This window comes from Xylella fastidiosa (genome assembly GCF_011801475.1).
GTDB classification, from domain to species: domain Bacteria; phylum Pseudomonadota; class Gammaproteobacteria; order Xanthomonadales; family Xanthomonadaceae; genus Xylella; species Xylella fastidiosa.
Window position 1 is genome coordinate 1 of sequence record NZ_CP044352.1, and the last position, 16,730, is coordinate 16,730.

Here is a 16,730-nt window from a genome sequence, read left to right on the forward strand (position 1 = left end):
TCAAAGTGAAACAGCCCATTACTGATGACAACATTGATGGAATCTTGGTCCCGTTGCCTGGAACGTCTTGAAACTGAATTTCCACCAGAAGATGTTCATACTTGGTTGAGACCTTTACAAGCTGACCAACGCGGTGACAGTGTCATCCTTTACGCACCCAATACCTTTATCATTGAACTAGTAGAAGAGCGATACTTAGGGCGTCTTCGAGAATTGTTATCCTATTTTTCAGGAATACGTGAAGTAGTCCTTGCAATTGGCTCACGACCTAAAACAACAGAACTAACCGTACCAGTAGATACTACAGGACGTTTGTCTCAAACAGTCCCATTTAACGGAAATCTGGACACACACTATAACTTTGATAATTTTGTTGAGGGACGAAGCAATCAACTCGCTCGTGCTGCAGCTTGGCAAGCCGCACAGAAACCGGGAGACCGTACTCACAACCCTCTATTACTCTATGGTGGGACTGGTTTGGGTAAAACCCATTTAATGTTTGCTGCAGGTAACGTAATGCGGCAAGTAAACCCAACTTATAAAGTCATGTATCTTCGTTCGGAACAATTTTTCAGCGCCATGATAAGAGCGTTACAAGACAAAAGTATGGACCAGTTTAAGCGTCAGTTCCATCAAATTGACGCGCTATTGATTGATGACATTCAATTTTTTGCTGGAAAAGATCGTACTCAAGAAGAATTCTTTCATACTTTTAATGCTTTATTCGACGGGAAACAGCAAATTATTTTAACATGTGATCGTTATCCTAGAGAAGTTAATGGTCTAGAACCACGATTAAAATCTCGTTTAGCTTGGGGACTTTCCGTAGCGATCGATCCTCCTGACTTTGAAACCAGAGCTGCGATTGTATTGGCTAAAGCACGTGAACGTGGCGCTACGATTCCAGATGAGGTTGCATTCTTAATTGCAAAAAAAATGCACAGTAATGTCCGTGACTTAGAGGGTGCACTAAATACCTTAGTAGCACGTGCAAACTTTACTGGGAGAGCTGTAACTATTGAATTCTCACAAGAGACCTTAAGAGATTTATTGCGTGCACAGCAACAAACAATTGGCATCCCTAATATCCAAAAGATTGTAGCTGATTATTATGGTTTACAAATCAAAGATTTGCTTTCAAAACGCCGTACTCGTTCATTAGCACGACCAAGACAATTGGCAATGGCATTAGCTAAAGAGCTGACTGAGCATAGCTTGCCTGAAATTGGAGACGCTTTTGCAGGCCGAGATCATACAACAGTGTTGCATGCTTGCCGTCAAATCAAGTTATTGATGGAAACTGAAACCAAATTGCGAGAAGACTGGGATAAACTAATGCGAAAATTTAGTGAATAAATCCCCCCATTATATGACTACTCATTTTCTATAGAAATGTAGAAATAAATTAGTTCTTTCCAAGAAAGTGTAAAAAACTTGTGGATAAAATGCGATTTGGATTTTTATAAAAATTTATCCACAGATTTCCCAGGTGATCTAAGCAAAATAACTTAGGATCTTATACAGAGAAAAATAACAAATTAAACAACATCTTAGAGTACTTCTCCACAAAAAAAATTTCTACCACCACCACCATAAGTTTTAAATATTAACTAAAAAGCATAGAGGTAAGGAACCAAATGCGTTTCAGATTACAGCGCGAAACTTTCCTAAAACCATTAGCTCACGTTGTAAACGTAGTAGAACGCCGTCAAACACGTTCTATCTTGGCTAATCTCCTAATAAAAGTTAATGAAGATCAATTATCCTTAACTGGTACAGATCTTGAAGTGGAGATGATTTCAAAAACAAAAATTGAAGATCCGGAAAGTGGGGAGATTACTATCCCTGCACGTAAAATTTATGAAATCGTTAGGGCTTTACCGGATGCTAGTCAACTAAGTGTATATCAATCCGATGATAAAATTACCCTCCAAGCTGGTCGAAGCAGGTTTACCTTAGCTACATTACCAGCTAATGATTTTCCATCTATAGATAAAATCGAAGTAACGGAACGTATTATTATTGCTGAAGTTTTATTAAAGGAACTCATTGAGCGTACTGCTTTTGCAATGGCCCAACAAGATGTACGTTATTATTTAAATGGTTTATTGTTTGATTTACGAGACACTAAATTACGTTGTGTAGCTACCGATGGCCATCGTTTAGCATTGTGTGAAACTGAATTAGAACAAGCTAAAGATCTTAAACGCCAGATTATTTTGCCGCGTAAAGGCGTAATGGAATTACAACGTTTATTAGAAGGGAGTGATCGCCAAATTGAGTTGGAAATTGCTCGTAACCACATTAGAATGAAATCCTTTGATGTAACGTTTACTTCAAAATTGATTGATGGTTCTTTCCCAGATTATGAGGGAGTGATACCAATCGGTGCTGATCGTGAGGTAAAGGTTGCTCGTGAGGTTTTACGTGATGCTCTTCAACGGGCGGCAATTTTATCTAACGAGAAATATCGTGGTGTGCGTATTGAAGTTTCACCTGGGCAGTTAAAAATTAATGCACATAACCCAGAGCAAGAAGAAGCACAGGAAGAAATTGAGGCCCAAACTATTGTGGATGGTTTGGCGATTGGTTTTAATGTTAATTATTTGTTAGATGCTTTATCTTCCTTGCGTGGTGATTTTGTTAATATTCAGCTACGTGATTCAAATTCTTCTGCTTTAATCCGTGAATCTAATAGTGAGAAGTCACTTCAAGTAGTGATGCCATTAAGATTATAATTTTTATTCAACTTTGATAATAAAGTACGCCTGATAATAATCGGGCGTTTTTTTGTGGAACTTAAATTTTATATTTAATTTAATTGTTATAATAATTTGTGGTTTTAATAGTATAAGTAAACTCCCCTTTAAAAGAAATCTTGTTAATAATTTATTTATTCGCTATAGATTTTAATGCTATGTTGTTATTTTTTCATTCCTAATGATGGAATCTTAGTTGGGTATGTTATTATTTTTTATATTCTCATCATTCTTCCTAATTTCATTAGGTATGTTATCTATTGTGCCAGTGAATTTTGAATCTGATGCACATCACTCAGCTCGTCTTACGTCATTTTCGTTGTTTTGATGTCGTTGATTTCTTTCCATTACCTGGACTGAATTTTTTCATTGGTGAAAATGGTTCAGGTAAGACTAGTTTACTTGAAGCCGTACATTTAATGGGTTACGGGCGGAGCTTTCGCGGCAGGGTCCGTGATGGTTTGATCCGACATGGCTCTGAAAATCTAGAAATTTTTGTGGATTGGCAAGAAACTGCTTTAATTAATGCACGTCGACGTCGTGCAGGTTTAAGTCACTATGGGCAAGAATGGATAGGACGTTTAGATGGTCAAAAGATAATGCATTTGGCTAGTTTATGCGCTGCATTAGCAGTGATTACTTTTGAATCAAGTAGTTACCAACTCATCAATAGTAACGCCGAATTACGACGTCGGTTCTTGGATTGGGGATTATTCCATGTTGAACCAGATTTTCTGGATTTATGGCGTCGCTATACACATGTGCTTAAACAACGTAATTCTTTACTTAAGCAGAAAGAAGAATTAGCCATGTTAGAAGCTTGGGATCAAAAATTGAGTGAAGTTGGTGAACAATTGACTTTCCGTCGGTTTCAATATTTGGAGAGATTGAAACAACGAGTGATCCCTTTAATTTCAAGAATAACACCTAATTTAAAAATCCATGGTTTTAATTTTAATCATGGATGGCGTCGTCACGAATTGCCGTTGATTGATGCTTTATTTATTTCGCGTGAACGTGATTATCAGTATGGTTATACTTCATTAGGACCGCATCGTTCGGATTGGACTCCGCAATTTTCCAGTATTCCTGGAGTTCATTTTTTATCTCGTGGACAAGGAAAACTTATAACATTGATGTGCCTACTAGCTCAGGCGCAGGACTTTTTTGATCAGCGTGGGGAGTGGCCTATTCTTGCTTTAGATGACTTGGCTTCAGAATTGGATCAGAAACATCAATGGCGCGTGTTAGAGATGCTAGCTGAAATTCCAGCCCAGGTCTTGATCACGGGGACAGAAATTCCCCAAGGACTCAAGCCTTTTTTCTCAGTGGGTGCTATGTTTCACGTGGAACATGGCGCTATCACGCGAATGTTTTGAAGTGATTTTTAGATTGCATCGGTTACAGGCATTTAATTATTTTAAAATCCCCTTAACTTGAGGTGTTGATATTGAGGTGCATCTTCTCTGTTGATGTGTTAGTTGGAGTTATTGGGTTTTAAGTGGGTTGTGAATTTGATTTACCTATGGAGTGAGCTGCCTGATAGCATTTAATTTCATTATTATCATGATCTTATATGCTCCCCCTGTTATCCCCGTGAATCATATATAGAATTTTTTATTTCATTGGTCTTTGTTATGCAATGAAAAGAAAGAACTCAAATTAATCTTTCTATACAATTATAGGAAGTGTGGGGGCGTATTGGATATGGTAGCCCCAAAAGTACCTAATTTTGATGTTTCCTTAGTGAGAAAGCCTGCTTTTCTTGGCTTTGAGAAGTATATGGATAGATACATTTTTAATTTTAGGATGGAAATTAGCGCCTTGATGCGTCTGAATTTTGAAGTGATTGACATGGAGCCAATGAAAAACGCATGACCGAAAAGCAGAATACATCGCTGCTCAGTAATGGCGGCATATATGACTCAAGTAAAATCACAGTACTACGTGGACTGGATGCTGTTCGCAAGCGTCCAGGGATGTATATCGGAGATGTCCATGACGGTACAGGTTTGCACCACATGGTGTTTGAAGTTGTCGATAACTCGGTGGATGAGGCATTAGCTGGTCATGCCGACAGCATTCTTGTCAAGATCCATATTGATGGGTCTGTCTCTGTTTCGGATAACGGTCGAGGTATCCCTGTAGATATTCATAAAGAAGAGGGTGTTTCTGCCGCTGAAGTGATCCTGACAGTTTTACATGCTGGTGGTAAGTTCGACGATAATAGCTATAAGGTTTCTGGTGGTTTGCATGGGGTAGGAGTTTCAGTGGTCAACGCCCTTTCTGAGCGATTATGGCTTGATATTTGGCGTGATGGTTACCACTACCAACAAGAATATGTTTTGGGTGAGCCGCAATATCCTCTTAAGCAGTTAGAGGTGTCAGCGAAACGCGGTACTACATTACGTTTTAAACCGGCAAAAGAGATCTTCAGTGATGTGGAGTTTCATTACGAAAATCTTGCAAAGCGCCTCCGTGAGTTATCCTTCCTCAATTCCGGCCTTAAAGTTAGTTTGATTGATGAACGTGGTGAGGGTCGGCGTGACGATTTTCACTATGAAGGTGGTATTCGTAGCTTTGTAGAACATTTAGCTCAATTGAAGACCCCATTGCATCCGAATGTAATTTCGGTCACAGGGGAGCACAACGGCATTGTTGTGGATGCTGCTTTACAGTGGACTGATGCCTACCAAGAAACAATGTATTGTTTTACAAATAACATTCCACAAAAAGATGGCGGTACCCACCTTGCTGGCTTCCGTGCTGCATTGACTCGTACGTTGGGTAATTACATTGAGCAGAATGGGGTTGCTAGGCAAGCGAAGATCACTTTTTCTGGTGATGATATGCGTGAAGGTATGATTGCCGTGTTATCGGTAAAAGTCCCTGAACCTAGTTTTTCTTCCCAAACCAAGGAAAAGTTGGTGAGCTCCGATGTCAAGCCGGCAGTGGAAGCTACCTTTGGCTTGCGTTTGGAGGAATTCTTACAAGAGAATCCTAACGAAGCACGTGCAATTGCTGGAAAGATTGTCGATGCTGCTCGTGCTCGCGAGGCTGCTCGCAAAGCCCGCGATTTAACCCGTCGAAAAGGTGTGCTTGATATCGCCGGTTTGCCAGGTAAGTTGGCAGATTGCCAAGAGAAAGACCCAGCGATGTCAGAATTGTTTATCGTCGAAGGGGATTCTGCTGGTGGTTCTGCAAAGCAGGGGCGTAACCGAAAAAATCAGGCAGTATTGCCGCTCAGGGGCAAGATTCTTAACGTTGAACGTGCACGATTCGACCGTATGCTCTCTAGTGCTGAGGTTGGCACATTGATCACGGCCCTTGGGACAGGCATCGGTAAGGACGAATATAACCCAGATAAGCTACGTTACCATCGCGTCATCATTATGACCGATGCGGATGTGGATGGTTCGCATATCCGTACTTTATTGCTGACGTTTTTTTACAGGCAAATGCCAGAATTGATTGAACGTGGCCATATCTATATTGGCTTGCCGCCCTTGTACAAGCTAAAGCAGGGTAAGAGTGAGCTGTACTTAAAGGACGATATCGCATTGAATGTTTATTTGGCGAATAGCGCGGTTGAAGGAGCGCAATTACTCCCCGCTGAAGGTGAGCCGCCCATTGAGGGTCTTGCATTGGAGAAATTGCTGATTACATATATCGCCGCAAAAGATACTATCGTGCGTCATTCGCATCGCTATGATTCTCGCCTCCTGGAAGCACTGCTTGAATTTACTCCCTTGGATTCGACTTGCTTTCAATCCTACAGTGATAGCGAACATCTACAATCGCTGATGGCATTGCTGAACCAGTCTAGCTTGGGTGCTCCGCGTTATATTCTTAAGATGCAGTTTCCTGATGAACAACATTCTGCCGCCTTGTTGGCGACCCGCTATCACATGGGTGAGGAATTGACTCAGGTGTTGCAATTATCAGCATTAGAGACTGGTGAGTTACGTCCACTCTATGAAGCGGCCAAGTTGCTACATGGCTTAATTCGTAACGGCGCTAAAATTGTTCGTGGCACTAAATCGCAATCAATAGAGTGTTTTGGTGATGCGCAAGCTTGGTTGCTTGAAGAGGCGAAGAAAGGTCGCCAAATCCAGCGCTTTAAGGGGTTGGGTGAAATGAATCCGGAGCAGTTATGGGATACTACGGTGAATCCGGACACTCGCCGTCTTTTGCAAGTTTGTATTGAAGATGGGATTGCTGCTGACCAAATCTTCAGCACACTGATGGGTGATGTGGTAGAGCCACGCCGTGGCTTTATTGAGAACAATGCATTAAAAGTGACTCGCTTGGATATTTAACTTTATTACGGACAGTTGCTGTTGTTCCATCAGAAAACGATGCTATGTCTAATCTGTTTTTATCAGATTCTGTGCCGACTAACCGTGTCGCGCGTTTGTCAGCTGTACTGATCCCTTTTAGCATTGATGTGCTGGTGAGCTGCATCACAATAGCGTTCATCAGCATTGGTGCGATGCTCCTATGGGAGATAGCGAGTGGCGTGATGCTTGCAACGCAGGCACAACAGCGAAACCAGAGGCTGGATTCGCAGTCAGTAGCTATTTTGATCGGTCAGCCTGGTGTATTGGTACAAATGTTGGTGGCATTGATTGCCATTGGGGGTACTGCGTTGTTGTTGTACTTTTGGCGTCTCCCTGCCACTGTTGATGAACGGCATCATGCGCGCTTGGCGTTACGCCGAATGTCTACCTGGAATTGCATTATCGGTGTTGCTGTCTTAACGTTTTTTTTCAGTACCCTATCTGGATTGTTTGCTCGAAAATTGGGAATTTCTATTGTCCCTAGTAATCAGGCATTGATATTAGAAGGTTTAGCGCGCTGGCCTTTGTTTGTCGTTTTGTTCGTCGTATTTTTGGTGCCAGCCTACGAGGAATTATTGTTCCGGCGTGTGTTTTTAGGGCGTTTCTTGATTGCTGGTCGACCAATATTAGGGATCACTTTAAGTGGTTTAGCTTTTGCCTTTTTGCACGAAATTCCAGGTTTGAGTAGCAATGGTGCGCTGGCGATTATTTACCTCTGGTTGATTTACATGATCTTAGGTATGGCTTTTGGCTGGGTGTACTGGCGTACTGGAAGTTTGTGGGCTTCGATTACTACTCATTCTTTTAACAATATTGGTGCGCTCATTGGACTTTATTTCTTTGGGATGTACTAATTTTTATGAAACATTAAACGCATTTGAAGAAACACTTACAGCTCTTATAAAGAATCGAGAATTGATGAAAAAATTATCGTTTTTCTTGATAGCGACACTGTCGCTTGGCGCTTGTTCAACAGCCACCTCTCCGACGGGTCGGCATCAGGTTTTTAGTGGTGTTTCGCAGCAGCAGCTTAATCAACTGGGTGAGCAGGCATTTGTTGAGATAAAGGCCAAGGAGAAAATCAGTGGCAATGTGCGTCAGAATGCTTATGTACGTTGCGTTGTTGATGCTTTGGTTACGGAACTGCCGTTACAGTGGCGCCATGTGAAGTGGGAAACTGTGCTGTTTTTAAACGAAGAACCGAATGCTTTTGCTTTACCTGGCGGGAAAGTTGGGGTTAATACTGGAATCTTCCGTGCGGCAAAAAATCAAGAACAGCTCGCTGCTGTGCTAGGTCACGAAATTGGTCACGTCGTCTCGCGTCATCATGAGGAGCGTATTACTTGGCAACTTGGTACTCAGGCCGGTTTAGGATTACTTGGTGTATTGGCAGGTACTGCGTATGGAGACAGTGCTGCTACTGCGGTTAACCAGATAGGTGGACTGACTGCTCAAGCTGCGTTTCTGTTGCCCGGCTCCCGTACTCAGGAGCGTGAGGCCGATATTGTTGGGCAGCGTCTCATGGCCCAGGCTGGTTTTGATCCTATCCAAGCGGTTTACCTTTGGAAGAATATGTTGGCTATTGCAGGGCAGAGACCGCCGCAGTGGTTGTCCACTCACCCAGATCCGACCAATCGTATTCGTCAATTGGAGCAGCAAAGTGCGGTATTAGCATCGGTTTACGCTCAGGCACGTGACGCAGGACGTGTGCCGCATTGCAGTCCTGCAGCATAGAAGGCTAAGTGTCTTCTAGTGGAAATTTTCTAATTTCGAACAGATTTAGCGTCTGAATTGATATATAAATTTCTTTCTAATGACATAAATCAACGAGGTTTGCGTGAAACGCTTGAACTACAAAAAGGACCTGCTGTCTTTACTCATCCCCATCTTTCTAGGCGGTGGTATTGCTGTGCCTGCTGCGGCACTACAATCCGACAATACCTCTTTGAGTCGTTATGCTGCTAAGGGAGGTAATTCTGAGAATCTTTATCCTCAGGCTACACGTCAGGAACCAAAGATTAAAAACTCCTCAAGATTGGCTGGCAATTTACAGAAACTAATAGATGCCTATAACAAGGGCCAAGATTATCTTGCGGTACGTGCACAGGCCGATGGAATCTTAGCCAACACGAGCGCTAATGAAGCTGATAAATCGTTAGCTGCGCAACTTGGTGCACAGGCTGCTTACAAGCTCGAAGATGTAGTCGCTGCGCAGCATTATTTGAATCAAGCGATTGCTTTGAATGGTTTGGACAATAACAACCACTATCAATCAATGCTGCTACTGGCCCAATTCCAATTGCAGGAAGGTAAATATTCTGAGGGTTTGGCAACACTTGATAAATACTTGGCTGAAACCAAGTCACAGCGCGCTGAGGATCTGATCCTCAAAGGTCAAGCCTTGTACCAAGCAGGTAAGTACTCCGAAGCGATTCCAGTTATTAAGCAAGCAATTACTGCTTCTTCTGAACCTAAAGAAAGCTGGGAAAAGTTATTAATATCTACCTATTTTGAAGTCGGGCAGACAGGTGAAGCTATTGCCATGGCTGAAGCATTGGCCGCTAAAGCACCGAACGATAAGAAAGCCCAGATCGATTTGGCGAGTTTGTACATGCAAGCTGACCAAATGGGTAAAGCGGCAGTGGTGCTGGATCAACTACGCACCGTTGGCAAGCTTACCGAAGAGCGTGAATACAAGCAGTTATATTCGATCTATGCAAATACTTACAACAAAGAAAAGGATGTGATTAATGTCATTAATGAAGGAATGAGCAGAGGGATCTTAAAACCAGATTATCAAACCTATCTTGCGTTGGCGCAGTCTTATTACTATACGGATCATATCACCCAAGCGATAGAAAATTGGAAGAAAGCTGCTCCATTATCTAACGACGGCGAAACATATCTGAACTTAGCCAAAGTCTTATTTCAACATGGCCGCCTTGCCGAAGCCCAGCAAGCCGCTCAGCAAGCGTTGTCTAAGGGGATAAAGAAACCAGAAGAAGCCAAGAAGATGATCAACATCAAGTGATTACCGCACGATGGCTTTCCAAGAAATTCTGTCAGTCTCTTGGAAAGCCATCCTGAGAGCGTATTGCTGATGCGCGTAATCAGTGATCTTAGTGTCGTTGATGTTTTTAACCTAGCTATAGTGCTTTATTTATGGTTTTATCAAGTTTCTGCTAAATGTAAACTTACTACTTGAAATGCATGTAACGTTGCGACAAGTTATCCTGTCTACTGTTACCCTCTGAGCATTACAATCTGGTTTTTCGTTTAGAGTGTTTTTTCCAATCAATTAGCCTCCATGGTTTGGCATAATTCTTTTTCTCATGCTATGGCAAAAGTTAAAAATACATGGTGGTAAGCGCGGCGATTGGTATAAGCTTAGAAACTGTTGCGGTGTCAATCACTGCTTGATTTAGGGATCGCTTTTGCGGTCCGTGCCTTCACTGTTATAGAGCCCATTGGCACATGTCGGAAGAACTTATTGTCCATAGGTATGAGCAGGACGATGTGAGCGATGCTTTAAATTGGCCTCGTATCCTTGGTATTGCTTTTGTAATCGCATTGCATCTTGCTGCTTTTATGCTATTACTGATTCCTGCTGGGTCACTCAAGGCTCCGCCCGAGAAGCAACGCCTTGCGGCGGTAACAATTGTGGATTCCCCGCCGCCGCCGCCACCACCACCACCACCGCAAGAGGAGAAAAAACCAGCGCCCCCTATCAAGACTTTGGCACCACCACGTCCTGCGCCAGTCCCTCCGCCGCCACAACCTCCAGTCGTGGATGTTCCTCAGCCTCGTCCAAGCGATGTTGTTGTGCCGCCTGCGCCGCCTGCGCCGCCGACTCCTCCGAGCGACATCAGTGCCAGCGTAGATATTTCGTCAAAGAAAATGAACCCACCGAAGTACCCGCCTACTGCTTTACGGGCTGGTATCCAGGGTGAGGTTGTGTTGATCATTGACGTAGATGCTGATGGTAACGTTACTAATGTGTCTGTCGAGAAATCTAGCCGTAATCGGGATCTTGATCGTGCTGCAATAGATGCCGCTTCTAAATGGAAGTTTAATCCTTCAGTGATCAATGGAAAGAAATCTGCTGGTCGTGTCCGTGTACCGGTCAATTTTTCACTATAGGCAATAATACTATGGACTGGTCCGACCAGTTCAGGTTATCTGTACTCCCTTAAAACACCACGCTTTATCATCAACAACATTAAAAGGTAAGTGTCATGTTGCAGGATCTTTTCATCGTTGCCACAGCAGGGGGTTCCAATCCGTCGAATGCCCTTTCAAAAATGGGTGTTTGGCACCTGATTGGCGAAATGACCGCGTCACCGGCCGAGTTTGCAGTTTCCTGGGCTGTGCTGATCATTTTGGTCACCATGTCCTCTCTTTCGTGGTACTGGACAGTCATAAACATCTTACGTGCTTTGCGCTTAAAGGGTGCAGGCTACTTGGTCATTAACGCGTTCTGGAAGGCCAAGACTCCGCAAGAAGCAATTAGTGCGATGGAAAAGCAATCGGCTTCCGAACCCTTTTCGAAGATTGCTTTGGATGCTTCGCAAGCAGCGGCCCATCACCAGCGGACGGAAGGTGGTAATGCGATGGGATTAGGGGAAAGGCTAAGTCTCTCGGAGTTTGTCGACCGTGCGTTACGTCAAGCTGTTACTCGTGAAAGCAGCAAGCTGCAATCAGGGATGACATTGCTGGCGACGGTAGGCGCAACCGCTCCATTCGTAGGTTTGTTGGGTACCGTGTGGGGTATTTACAATGCGCTGATTACTATCGGTGCTACTGGTTCGGCATCCATTGATGCTGTGGCTGGCCCGGTAGGGGAAGCACTGATTATGACTGCAATCGGATTATTCGTTGCGATCCCTGCCGTATTCGCTTTCAATTTCTTCTCGAAGATCAATAGTTCTACAATCGCTAAATTCGATACATTTGCGCATGATCTGCATGACTTCTTTGCTACGGGTTCGCGTGTACGATGATCCTGTACCCCGCTTTCATAAAGCAATCATCCCAATGCGGTTAGAGGGAGTCCGTTATGGCTTTTAGTAATGGAAACAGCAATGGTCCGATGGCCGATATCAACGTTACGCCACTTGTGGACGTGATGTTGGTGCTGCTGATTATTTTCATAATTACGGCACCGTTGATGTCTCATAAGGTTAAGGTGGAGCTGCCTCAGGCTAATTTGGTCAATAAGAACAATGAAGAAAAACGTTCTAATCCGATTACCTTAGCTGTTAAAGAAGATGGGTCGCTTTATTGGAACGATATACAAATCAGCGAAAGTGAATTAGAACAGCGTTTTTCGCTTGCCGCGCAACAAACTCCACAACCTCCTCTCAACTTACGTGGTGATCGCACCACTAAGATGAGTAAAATCAGCAAGATCATCAAGGTCGCCCAAGGGCAAGGGATTATGGACATTGGTTTTATTGCAACTAAAGAAAAGGAGTAGCAAGCCATGGCTTTTAGTAGTGGTAGCAACCGTGGCCCGATGGCAGATATCAATGTCACTCCTCTTGTGGATGTGATGTTGGTGTTATTAATTATCTTCATCGTTACTGCGCCGATCATGACCTATCCAATTGCCGTGGATTTACCTCAGAGAGTGCTGAATCCGCCACCGATGGATCATGAACCGCCGCCGCCAATTCAATTGAAGATTGATGCTAGCAATCAAATCTATTGGAACAACACTCTGGTTGCGGTGAGCCAATTGCAGCAGCGTATGGAGGAAGTAGTGCAGAAAGATCCAACCAACCAACCGCAATTGCAGATTGATGCTAATCCAGACTCAGAATATGAAGTGATTGCTAAAGTCCTAGCTGCTGCTAAAAACGCAGATATGAAGAAGATTGGATTTCATGAGTAGGTAAATCAATCGCATCTGTACTACATCGCATGATTTATCCAATCCCGTAGGATGGTCACCCTAAGAACGCCACTTTGTGTGGCGTTTTTTTTAATCTGTTAGACAAAACCCCTCACCTACCAAATGAGTATTCGTGACGCATGGGATACATACACAGAAATGTAAAATCAGCGCGCTTGCTGAATTTATTCATTGATAGCTTGAATACACAATACGCTCCTATATGAATGTGACATCGTTGAACGTGTTGGATGCTGTCAACCAGGAATATTAAAAGCAGCTTGTCACCTGAAACATATCTTGCAATACCAAAAATAAAAGAAAGGACCAGATTCACGACAGTGCTCTATCTGTTGCAGCTTGCCTGCACCTTCGTTAGTCCCTTATCGAATTAGCGAATAGCGCTATCCAGAAAGGTGATTCCCATCGCACTCATGACACCAGGCATGACACTATTTGATGGTGTGAGATTTGATGTATCTACATGTTGTTTGATGACATCAGACATCTACGGGATATATCTGCAGATTGGCGTTGATGGCATTGAATTCTCGCATGCGAGATTTTGAGTATTGTCTACAGTGACGTCATGTCCCTGCTTGAGTAGGGAGCTGCTATTGAGTGAATCGCTTAATTTTTAAGCAACCGCTGCCACTTTTGCATTCAGGAAAACCCGCAGCGAGATTCCGACACTGTTAGGCTTGCTCTTCTTCTGCTATGGCTGCATTGATCATGTCCCGGTTGCTTTTCCTGCCCCTATTTCTACTGGCTTCCAGCGTATTCGCCCAGACCCCCTCAGCACCTTTGACTGTCGAACAGATCATGGCCAACCCTGATTGGATCGGTCCAGGCATCCGTACTGCTTGGTGGAAGTGGAATAGCAAGGAGGTGCAATACGAGTTAAAGCGTGAAAACAGTCCAGTGCATGAAATTTACCGCCAACCGTTGCGCAGCAATACCTCCCAGGTTGTGAGTAATGGGCTGCTTGCCGATGTGGATGCCCCTCATCCTGTCTATGACCAGCAGCGTCAGCGCATGCTATTTGTGCGTCATGGGGATATCTTCTTACGCGATTTGCGCAAAGGCGTATTAATCCAGCTGACCCGCAGTAATCAGAGCAAAGACCGCCCACAGTTTGCGACCGATGGTAGCGTTATCTGGCGTGCTGGTAATGATTGGTACCATTGGATACCACAAGGTGGTGTGGCGCAGCTGACGGACATTCATGTCGGGCATGATCCAGATGCCACTCCTAAAAACGATCCGCTGCGTGATCGGCAGCTAGAGCGTCTAGCCACATTACGTAACGATCGTGCTGAACGGCAGGCGCTCAAACAACAGGAACACATATGGCGTGCCGCGGATGCAACCCGCGCGACAGCTCCTGTCTATCTAGATGAAGACGTATCGATGGTTGACAGCAGCTTGTCACCTGATGCAAGGCATCTCTTGTTGGTGACCAAAGCAAAAAACATTGACGAGGGTCAGATCGGAAAGATACCCCATTACGTCACAGAGTCTGGTTATGAGGAATTCCAAGATGTACGTACCCGGGTGGGCCGCAACATGCCGGCACCCCATACACTCTGGTTAATTGATCTAAAGGATGGCACTGCGCGTCAGCTGAGTTTCTCGTCACTACCGGGTATCAACGAAGATCCCTTAGCAGCGCTGCGTAAAGCGAATCGTAAAGACCCCTTTAAAGGGGAACGCCCAGTGCGGATTGAGACCAATGCCGAGAGCAATGTCCCGGCGATTCACTGGACTCAGGATGGTCGCAACGTTGCGGTGGACATTCGCTCCATTGATAACAAAGATCGCTGGATTGCTGCCGTCGACCTGAAACAAGCAACACTCAATGTACGTCATCGCCTTCATGATGGTGCTTGGATTAACTGGGACTTCAACGACTTCGGCTGGTTACCAGATAACCGCACCTTATGGTTGCTGTCGGAGGAATCCGGTTACTCCCACCTTTATACGATTGAAGAAACAGGTACCCCAAAACAGCGCACCTTTGGTCATTGGGAGGTGTCCGCCCCACGGCTCAGCGCCGACGGAAGCAGCGTCTACTTTGTATGTAATCCAACATGGCCAGGTGGTTACGAAGTGTGCAAACTCGATTTGGATAGCGGCTACTTCGACACCCTGACCGCATTGCAGGGAGTGGAGGACTTCGATCTCTCACCTGATGGACGTCAGATACTGGTGCTTTATTCCGGCTCTTATTTACCGCCGCAGTTAGCAGTCATATCAACCAACGGCGGTCAAGCGCGTGTGCTTACCGATACACGTACTAGCACCTTCAAAGCAAAACAGTGGATCCAACCGGAGTACCTCCAAATACCTTCTAAACACGGTGCTGGTGTCATCTGGGGCAAATACTACGGCCCAGCATCGTTGCAGCCAGAAAAGCGCTATCCGATAGTGATGTTCGTCCATGGCGCTGGTTATCTGCAGAATGTTTCCGCACGTTATACCTCTTACTTCCGTGAGCAAATGTTCCATACCCTGCTTGTGCAGAAAGGCTACATCGTGCTTGATCTGGATTACCGTGCCTCAGCTGGTCACGGCCGTGATTGGCGCACCGCGATTTACCGCAACATGGGCCATCCAGAATTGGAAGACTATCTGGACGGCTTATATTGGCTGATTGCCCATAAGCAGGGCGACCAGCGTCGCGTCGGTATATATGGCGGATCTTACGGTGGCTTTATGACCTATATGGCCATGTTTCGTGCTCCGGGCACATTCAAGGCTGGAGCGGCATTGCGTCCGGTGGGTGATTGGATGCAATACAACCACGAATACACCTCCAATATTCTCAACACTCCGGAGTTGGATCCAGATGCGTATCAGCGCTCCTCAGCGATCAACTACGCTGAGGCATTGCAGGGTCATTTGCTTATCCTGCACGGCATGATAGATGACAACGTCTTTTTCAAAGATTCCGTTGATATGGTGCAAAAACTGATTGAGTTGCGAAAAGATAACTGGGAGATCGTCCCATATCCGCTGGAGCGCCACAGTTTCACCCACCCTGATGCATGGGTGGACGAATACAAGCGCATCCTTAAATTGTTCGAAACACAGTTGAAACAATGAACCTAATCCGTCAGATGTTTTAATTCCGCTGCGGGTTATTGTTGGAGCGCTCTCATGTCTATCCCTTCTTCCGCTCGTACCTTCGTGAAAGTCATCGCTTCCATTTCCCTTTGTTTAGGTGCATTGAGCGTGTTGACGAGTCTGCTGTCGATCGTTCGCCTCGAATTGTTTCCTGACCAAGAGCGTGGAACGTTGCAGGGCCTATTGGGTGTTCCTATTCCGCCCCGGTTTTCTTGGGTGTTGAGGGATACCCTGGAACTTTCCTTGGCCAATGGGGCGCTGTCATTACTGTTTATCTGCGTCGGTTGCGGACTGCTGTATCAGCGTGAATGGGCGCGACGTGGAATCATGGCGCTGCTGCTGATCGTGACCCTTGTTAACTTCTCTGTTTTACCTTTGATGGGAGTTCTATTCGATACCGTGATGACCTTGCTAACACCGGAGATGATCGTCGCACTAGAAACCACCACACTGCTGCATCAAGCCCGGTGGACGTTCCTTGGCTTCGGTGTCGTTGTCGCAATCGCCGTAGCAGTATTGAATGGCTGGATGATTTGGCGCTTTCGGGCACCGGAGATACGCGCTCAGTTCCATTGAGTCTGTAGCCTAAGCCGATACCAGTACAGCCACGGC

At 44.8% G+C, this 16,730-nt stretch carries 13 protein-coding genes; all 13 read left to right on the plus strand.

Features of this window, described 5'->3' with window-relative positions:
- The first annotated feature begins 36 nt into the window (after positions 1-36).
- The 13 genes from dnaA (at position 37) to F7G16_RS00065 (ending at position 16,694) form a co-directional block, all read left to right on the plus strand.
- Positions 37-1,356 (plus strand): chromosomal replication initiator protein DnaA, encoded by a 1,320-nt coding sequence (gene dnaA, locus F7G16_RS00005; protein ID WP_011097471.1) that lies wholly within the window; start codon positions 37-39, stop codon positions 1,354-1,356.
- 281 nt (positions 1,357-1,637) lie between these two features.
- Positions 1,638-2,738, plus strand: coding sequence for a DNA polymerase III subunit beta (gene dnaN, locus F7G16_RS00010; protein ID WP_004087834.1), 1,101 nt, complete (start codon positions 1,638-1,640; stop codon positions 2,736-2,738).
- 305 nt (positions 2,739-3,043) lie between these two features.
- Positions 3,044-4,138, plus strand: coding sequence for a DNA replication/repair protein RecF (gene recF / locus F7G16_RS00015; RefSeq protein ID WP_004087835.1), 1,095 nt, complete (start codon positions 3,044-3,046; stop codon positions 4,136-4,138).
- A 495-nt stretch (positions 4,139-4,633) separates the two neighbouring features.
- On the plus strand, positions 4,634-7,078 hold the full coding sequence (gyrB, locus tag F7G16_RS00020; RefSeq protein ID WP_004087836.1) for a DNA topoisomerase (ATP-hydrolyzing) subunit B: 2,445 nt from the start codon (positions 4,634-4,636) through the stop codon (positions 7,076-7,078).
- 203 nt (positions 7,079-7,281) lie between these two features.
- The gene (locus F7G16_RS00025; RefSeq protein WP_080502623.1) at positions 7,282-7,953 is read left to right on the plus strand and encodes a CPBP family intramembrane glutamic endopeptidase; all 672 of its coding nucleotides are present in this window, start codon (positions 7,282-7,284) and stop codon (positions 7,951-7,953) included.
- A gap of 64 nt (positions 7,954-8,017) precedes the next feature.
- Entirely contained in the window at positions 8,018-8,833 is an 816-nt protein-coding gene (locus F7G16_RS00030; RefSeq protein WP_004087838.1) for a M48 family metallopeptidase, read from the plus strand.
- A gap of 175 nt (positions 8,834-9,008) precedes the next feature.
- Positions 9,009-10,130, plus strand: a complete 1,122-nt coding sequence (locus tag F7G16_RS00035; RefSeq protein ID WP_370447387.1) for a tetratricopeptide repeat protein — start codon at positions 9,009-9,011, stop codon at positions 10,128-10,130.
- Between the two features lie 443 nt (positions 10,131-10,573).
- Positions 10,574-11,239 carry an energy transducer TonB gene (locus F7G16_RS00040; protein ID WP_004087840.1) on the plus strand — a complete coding sequence of 222 codons (666 nt, stop codon included), beginning with the start codon at positions 10,574-10,576 and terminating at the stop codon, positions 11,237-11,239.
- A gap of 95 nt (positions 11,240-11,334) precedes the next feature.
- Positions 11,335-12,099 carry a TonB-system energizer ExbB gene (gene exbB / locus F7G16_RS00045; RefSeq protein WP_004087841.1) on the plus strand — a complete coding sequence of 255 codons (765 nt, stop codon included), beginning with the start codon at positions 11,335-11,337 and terminating at the stop codon, positions 12,097-12,099.
- A gap of 56 nt (positions 12,100-12,155) precedes the next feature.
- On the plus strand, positions 12,156-12,575 hold the full coding sequence (locus F7G16_RS00050; protein WP_004087842.1) for an ExbD/TolR family protein: 420 nt from the start codon (positions 12,156-12,158) through the stop codon (positions 12,573-12,575).
- A gap of 6 nt (positions 12,576-12,581) precedes the next feature.
- Positions 12,582-12,992 carry an ExbD/TolR family protein gene (locus tag F7G16_RS00055; RefSeq protein WP_004085082.1) on the plus strand — a complete coding sequence of 137 codons (411 nt, stop codon included), beginning with the start codon at positions 12,582-12,584 and terminating at the stop codon, positions 12,990-12,992.
- A gap of 732 nt (positions 12,993-13,724) precedes the next feature.
- Positions 13,725-16,097 (plus strand): S9 family peptidase, encoded by a 2,373-nt coding sequence (locus tag F7G16_RS00060; protein ID WP_172632640.1) that lies wholly within the window; start codon positions 13,725-13,727, stop codon positions 16,095-16,097.
- 54 nt (positions 16,098-16,151) lie between these two features.
- Positions 16,152-16,694 carry a hypothetical protein gene (locus tag F7G16_RS00065; RefSeq protein WP_004087844.1) on the plus strand — a complete coding sequence of 181 codons (543 nt, stop codon included), beginning with the start codon at positions 16,152-16,154 and terminating at the stop codon, positions 16,692-16,694.
- Positions 16,695-16,730: the final 36 nt, after the last annotated feature.

What these genes read in the sequence shown, in the direction of transcription:
- dnaA (WP_011097471.1), top strand. Translation starts at nt 37, where the DNA reads ATGGAATCTTGGTCCCGTTGCCTGGAACGTCTTGAAACTGAATTTCCA.
- F7G16_RS00025 (WP_080502623.1), top strand. Translation starts at nt 7,282, where the DNA reads ATGCTTGCAACGCAGGCACAACAGCGAAACCAGAGGCTGGATTCGCAG.
- F7G16_RS00050 (WP_004087842.1), top strand. Translation starts at nt 12,156, where the DNA reads ATGGCTTTTAGTAATGGAAACAGCAATGGTCCGATGGCCGATATCAAC.
- recF (WP_004087835.1), top strand. Translation starts at nt 3,044, where the DNA reads ATGCACATCACTCAGCTCGTCTTACGTCATTTTCGTTGTTTTGATGTC.
- exbB (WP_004087841.1), top strand. Translation starts at nt 11,335, where the DNA reads ATGTTGCAGGATCTTTTCATCGTTGCCACAGCAGGGGGTTCCAATCCG.
- gyrB (WP_004087836.1), top strand. Translation starts at nt 4,634, where the DNA reads ATGACCGAAAAGCAGAATACATCGCTGCTCAGTAATGGCGGCATATAT.
- dnaN (WP_004087834.1), top strand. Translation starts at nt 1,638, where the DNA reads ATGCGTTTCAGATTACAGCGCGAAACTTTCCTAAAACCATTAGCTCAC.
- F7G16_RS00030 (WP_004087838.1), top strand. Translation starts at nt 8,018, where the DNA reads ATGAAAAAATTATCGTTTTTCTTGATAGCGACACTGTCGCTTGGCGCT.
- F7G16_RS00055 (WP_004085082.1), top strand. Translation starts at nt 12,582, where the DNA reads ATGGCTTTTAGTAGTGGTAGCAACCGTGGCCCGATGGCAGATATCAAT.
- F7G16_RS00065 (WP_004087844.1), top strand. Translation starts at nt 16,152, where the DNA reads ATGTCTATCCCTTCTTCCGCTCGTACCTTCGTGAAAGTCATCGCTTCC.
- F7G16_RS00040 (WP_004087840.1), top strand. Translation starts at nt 10,574, where the DNA reads ATGTCGGAAGAACTTATTGTCCATAGGTATGAGCAGGACGATGTGAGC.
- F7G16_RS00060 (WP_172632640.1), top strand. Translation starts at nt 13,725, where the DNA reads ATGTCCCGGTTGCTTTTCCTGCCCCTATTTCTACTGGCTTCCAGCGTA.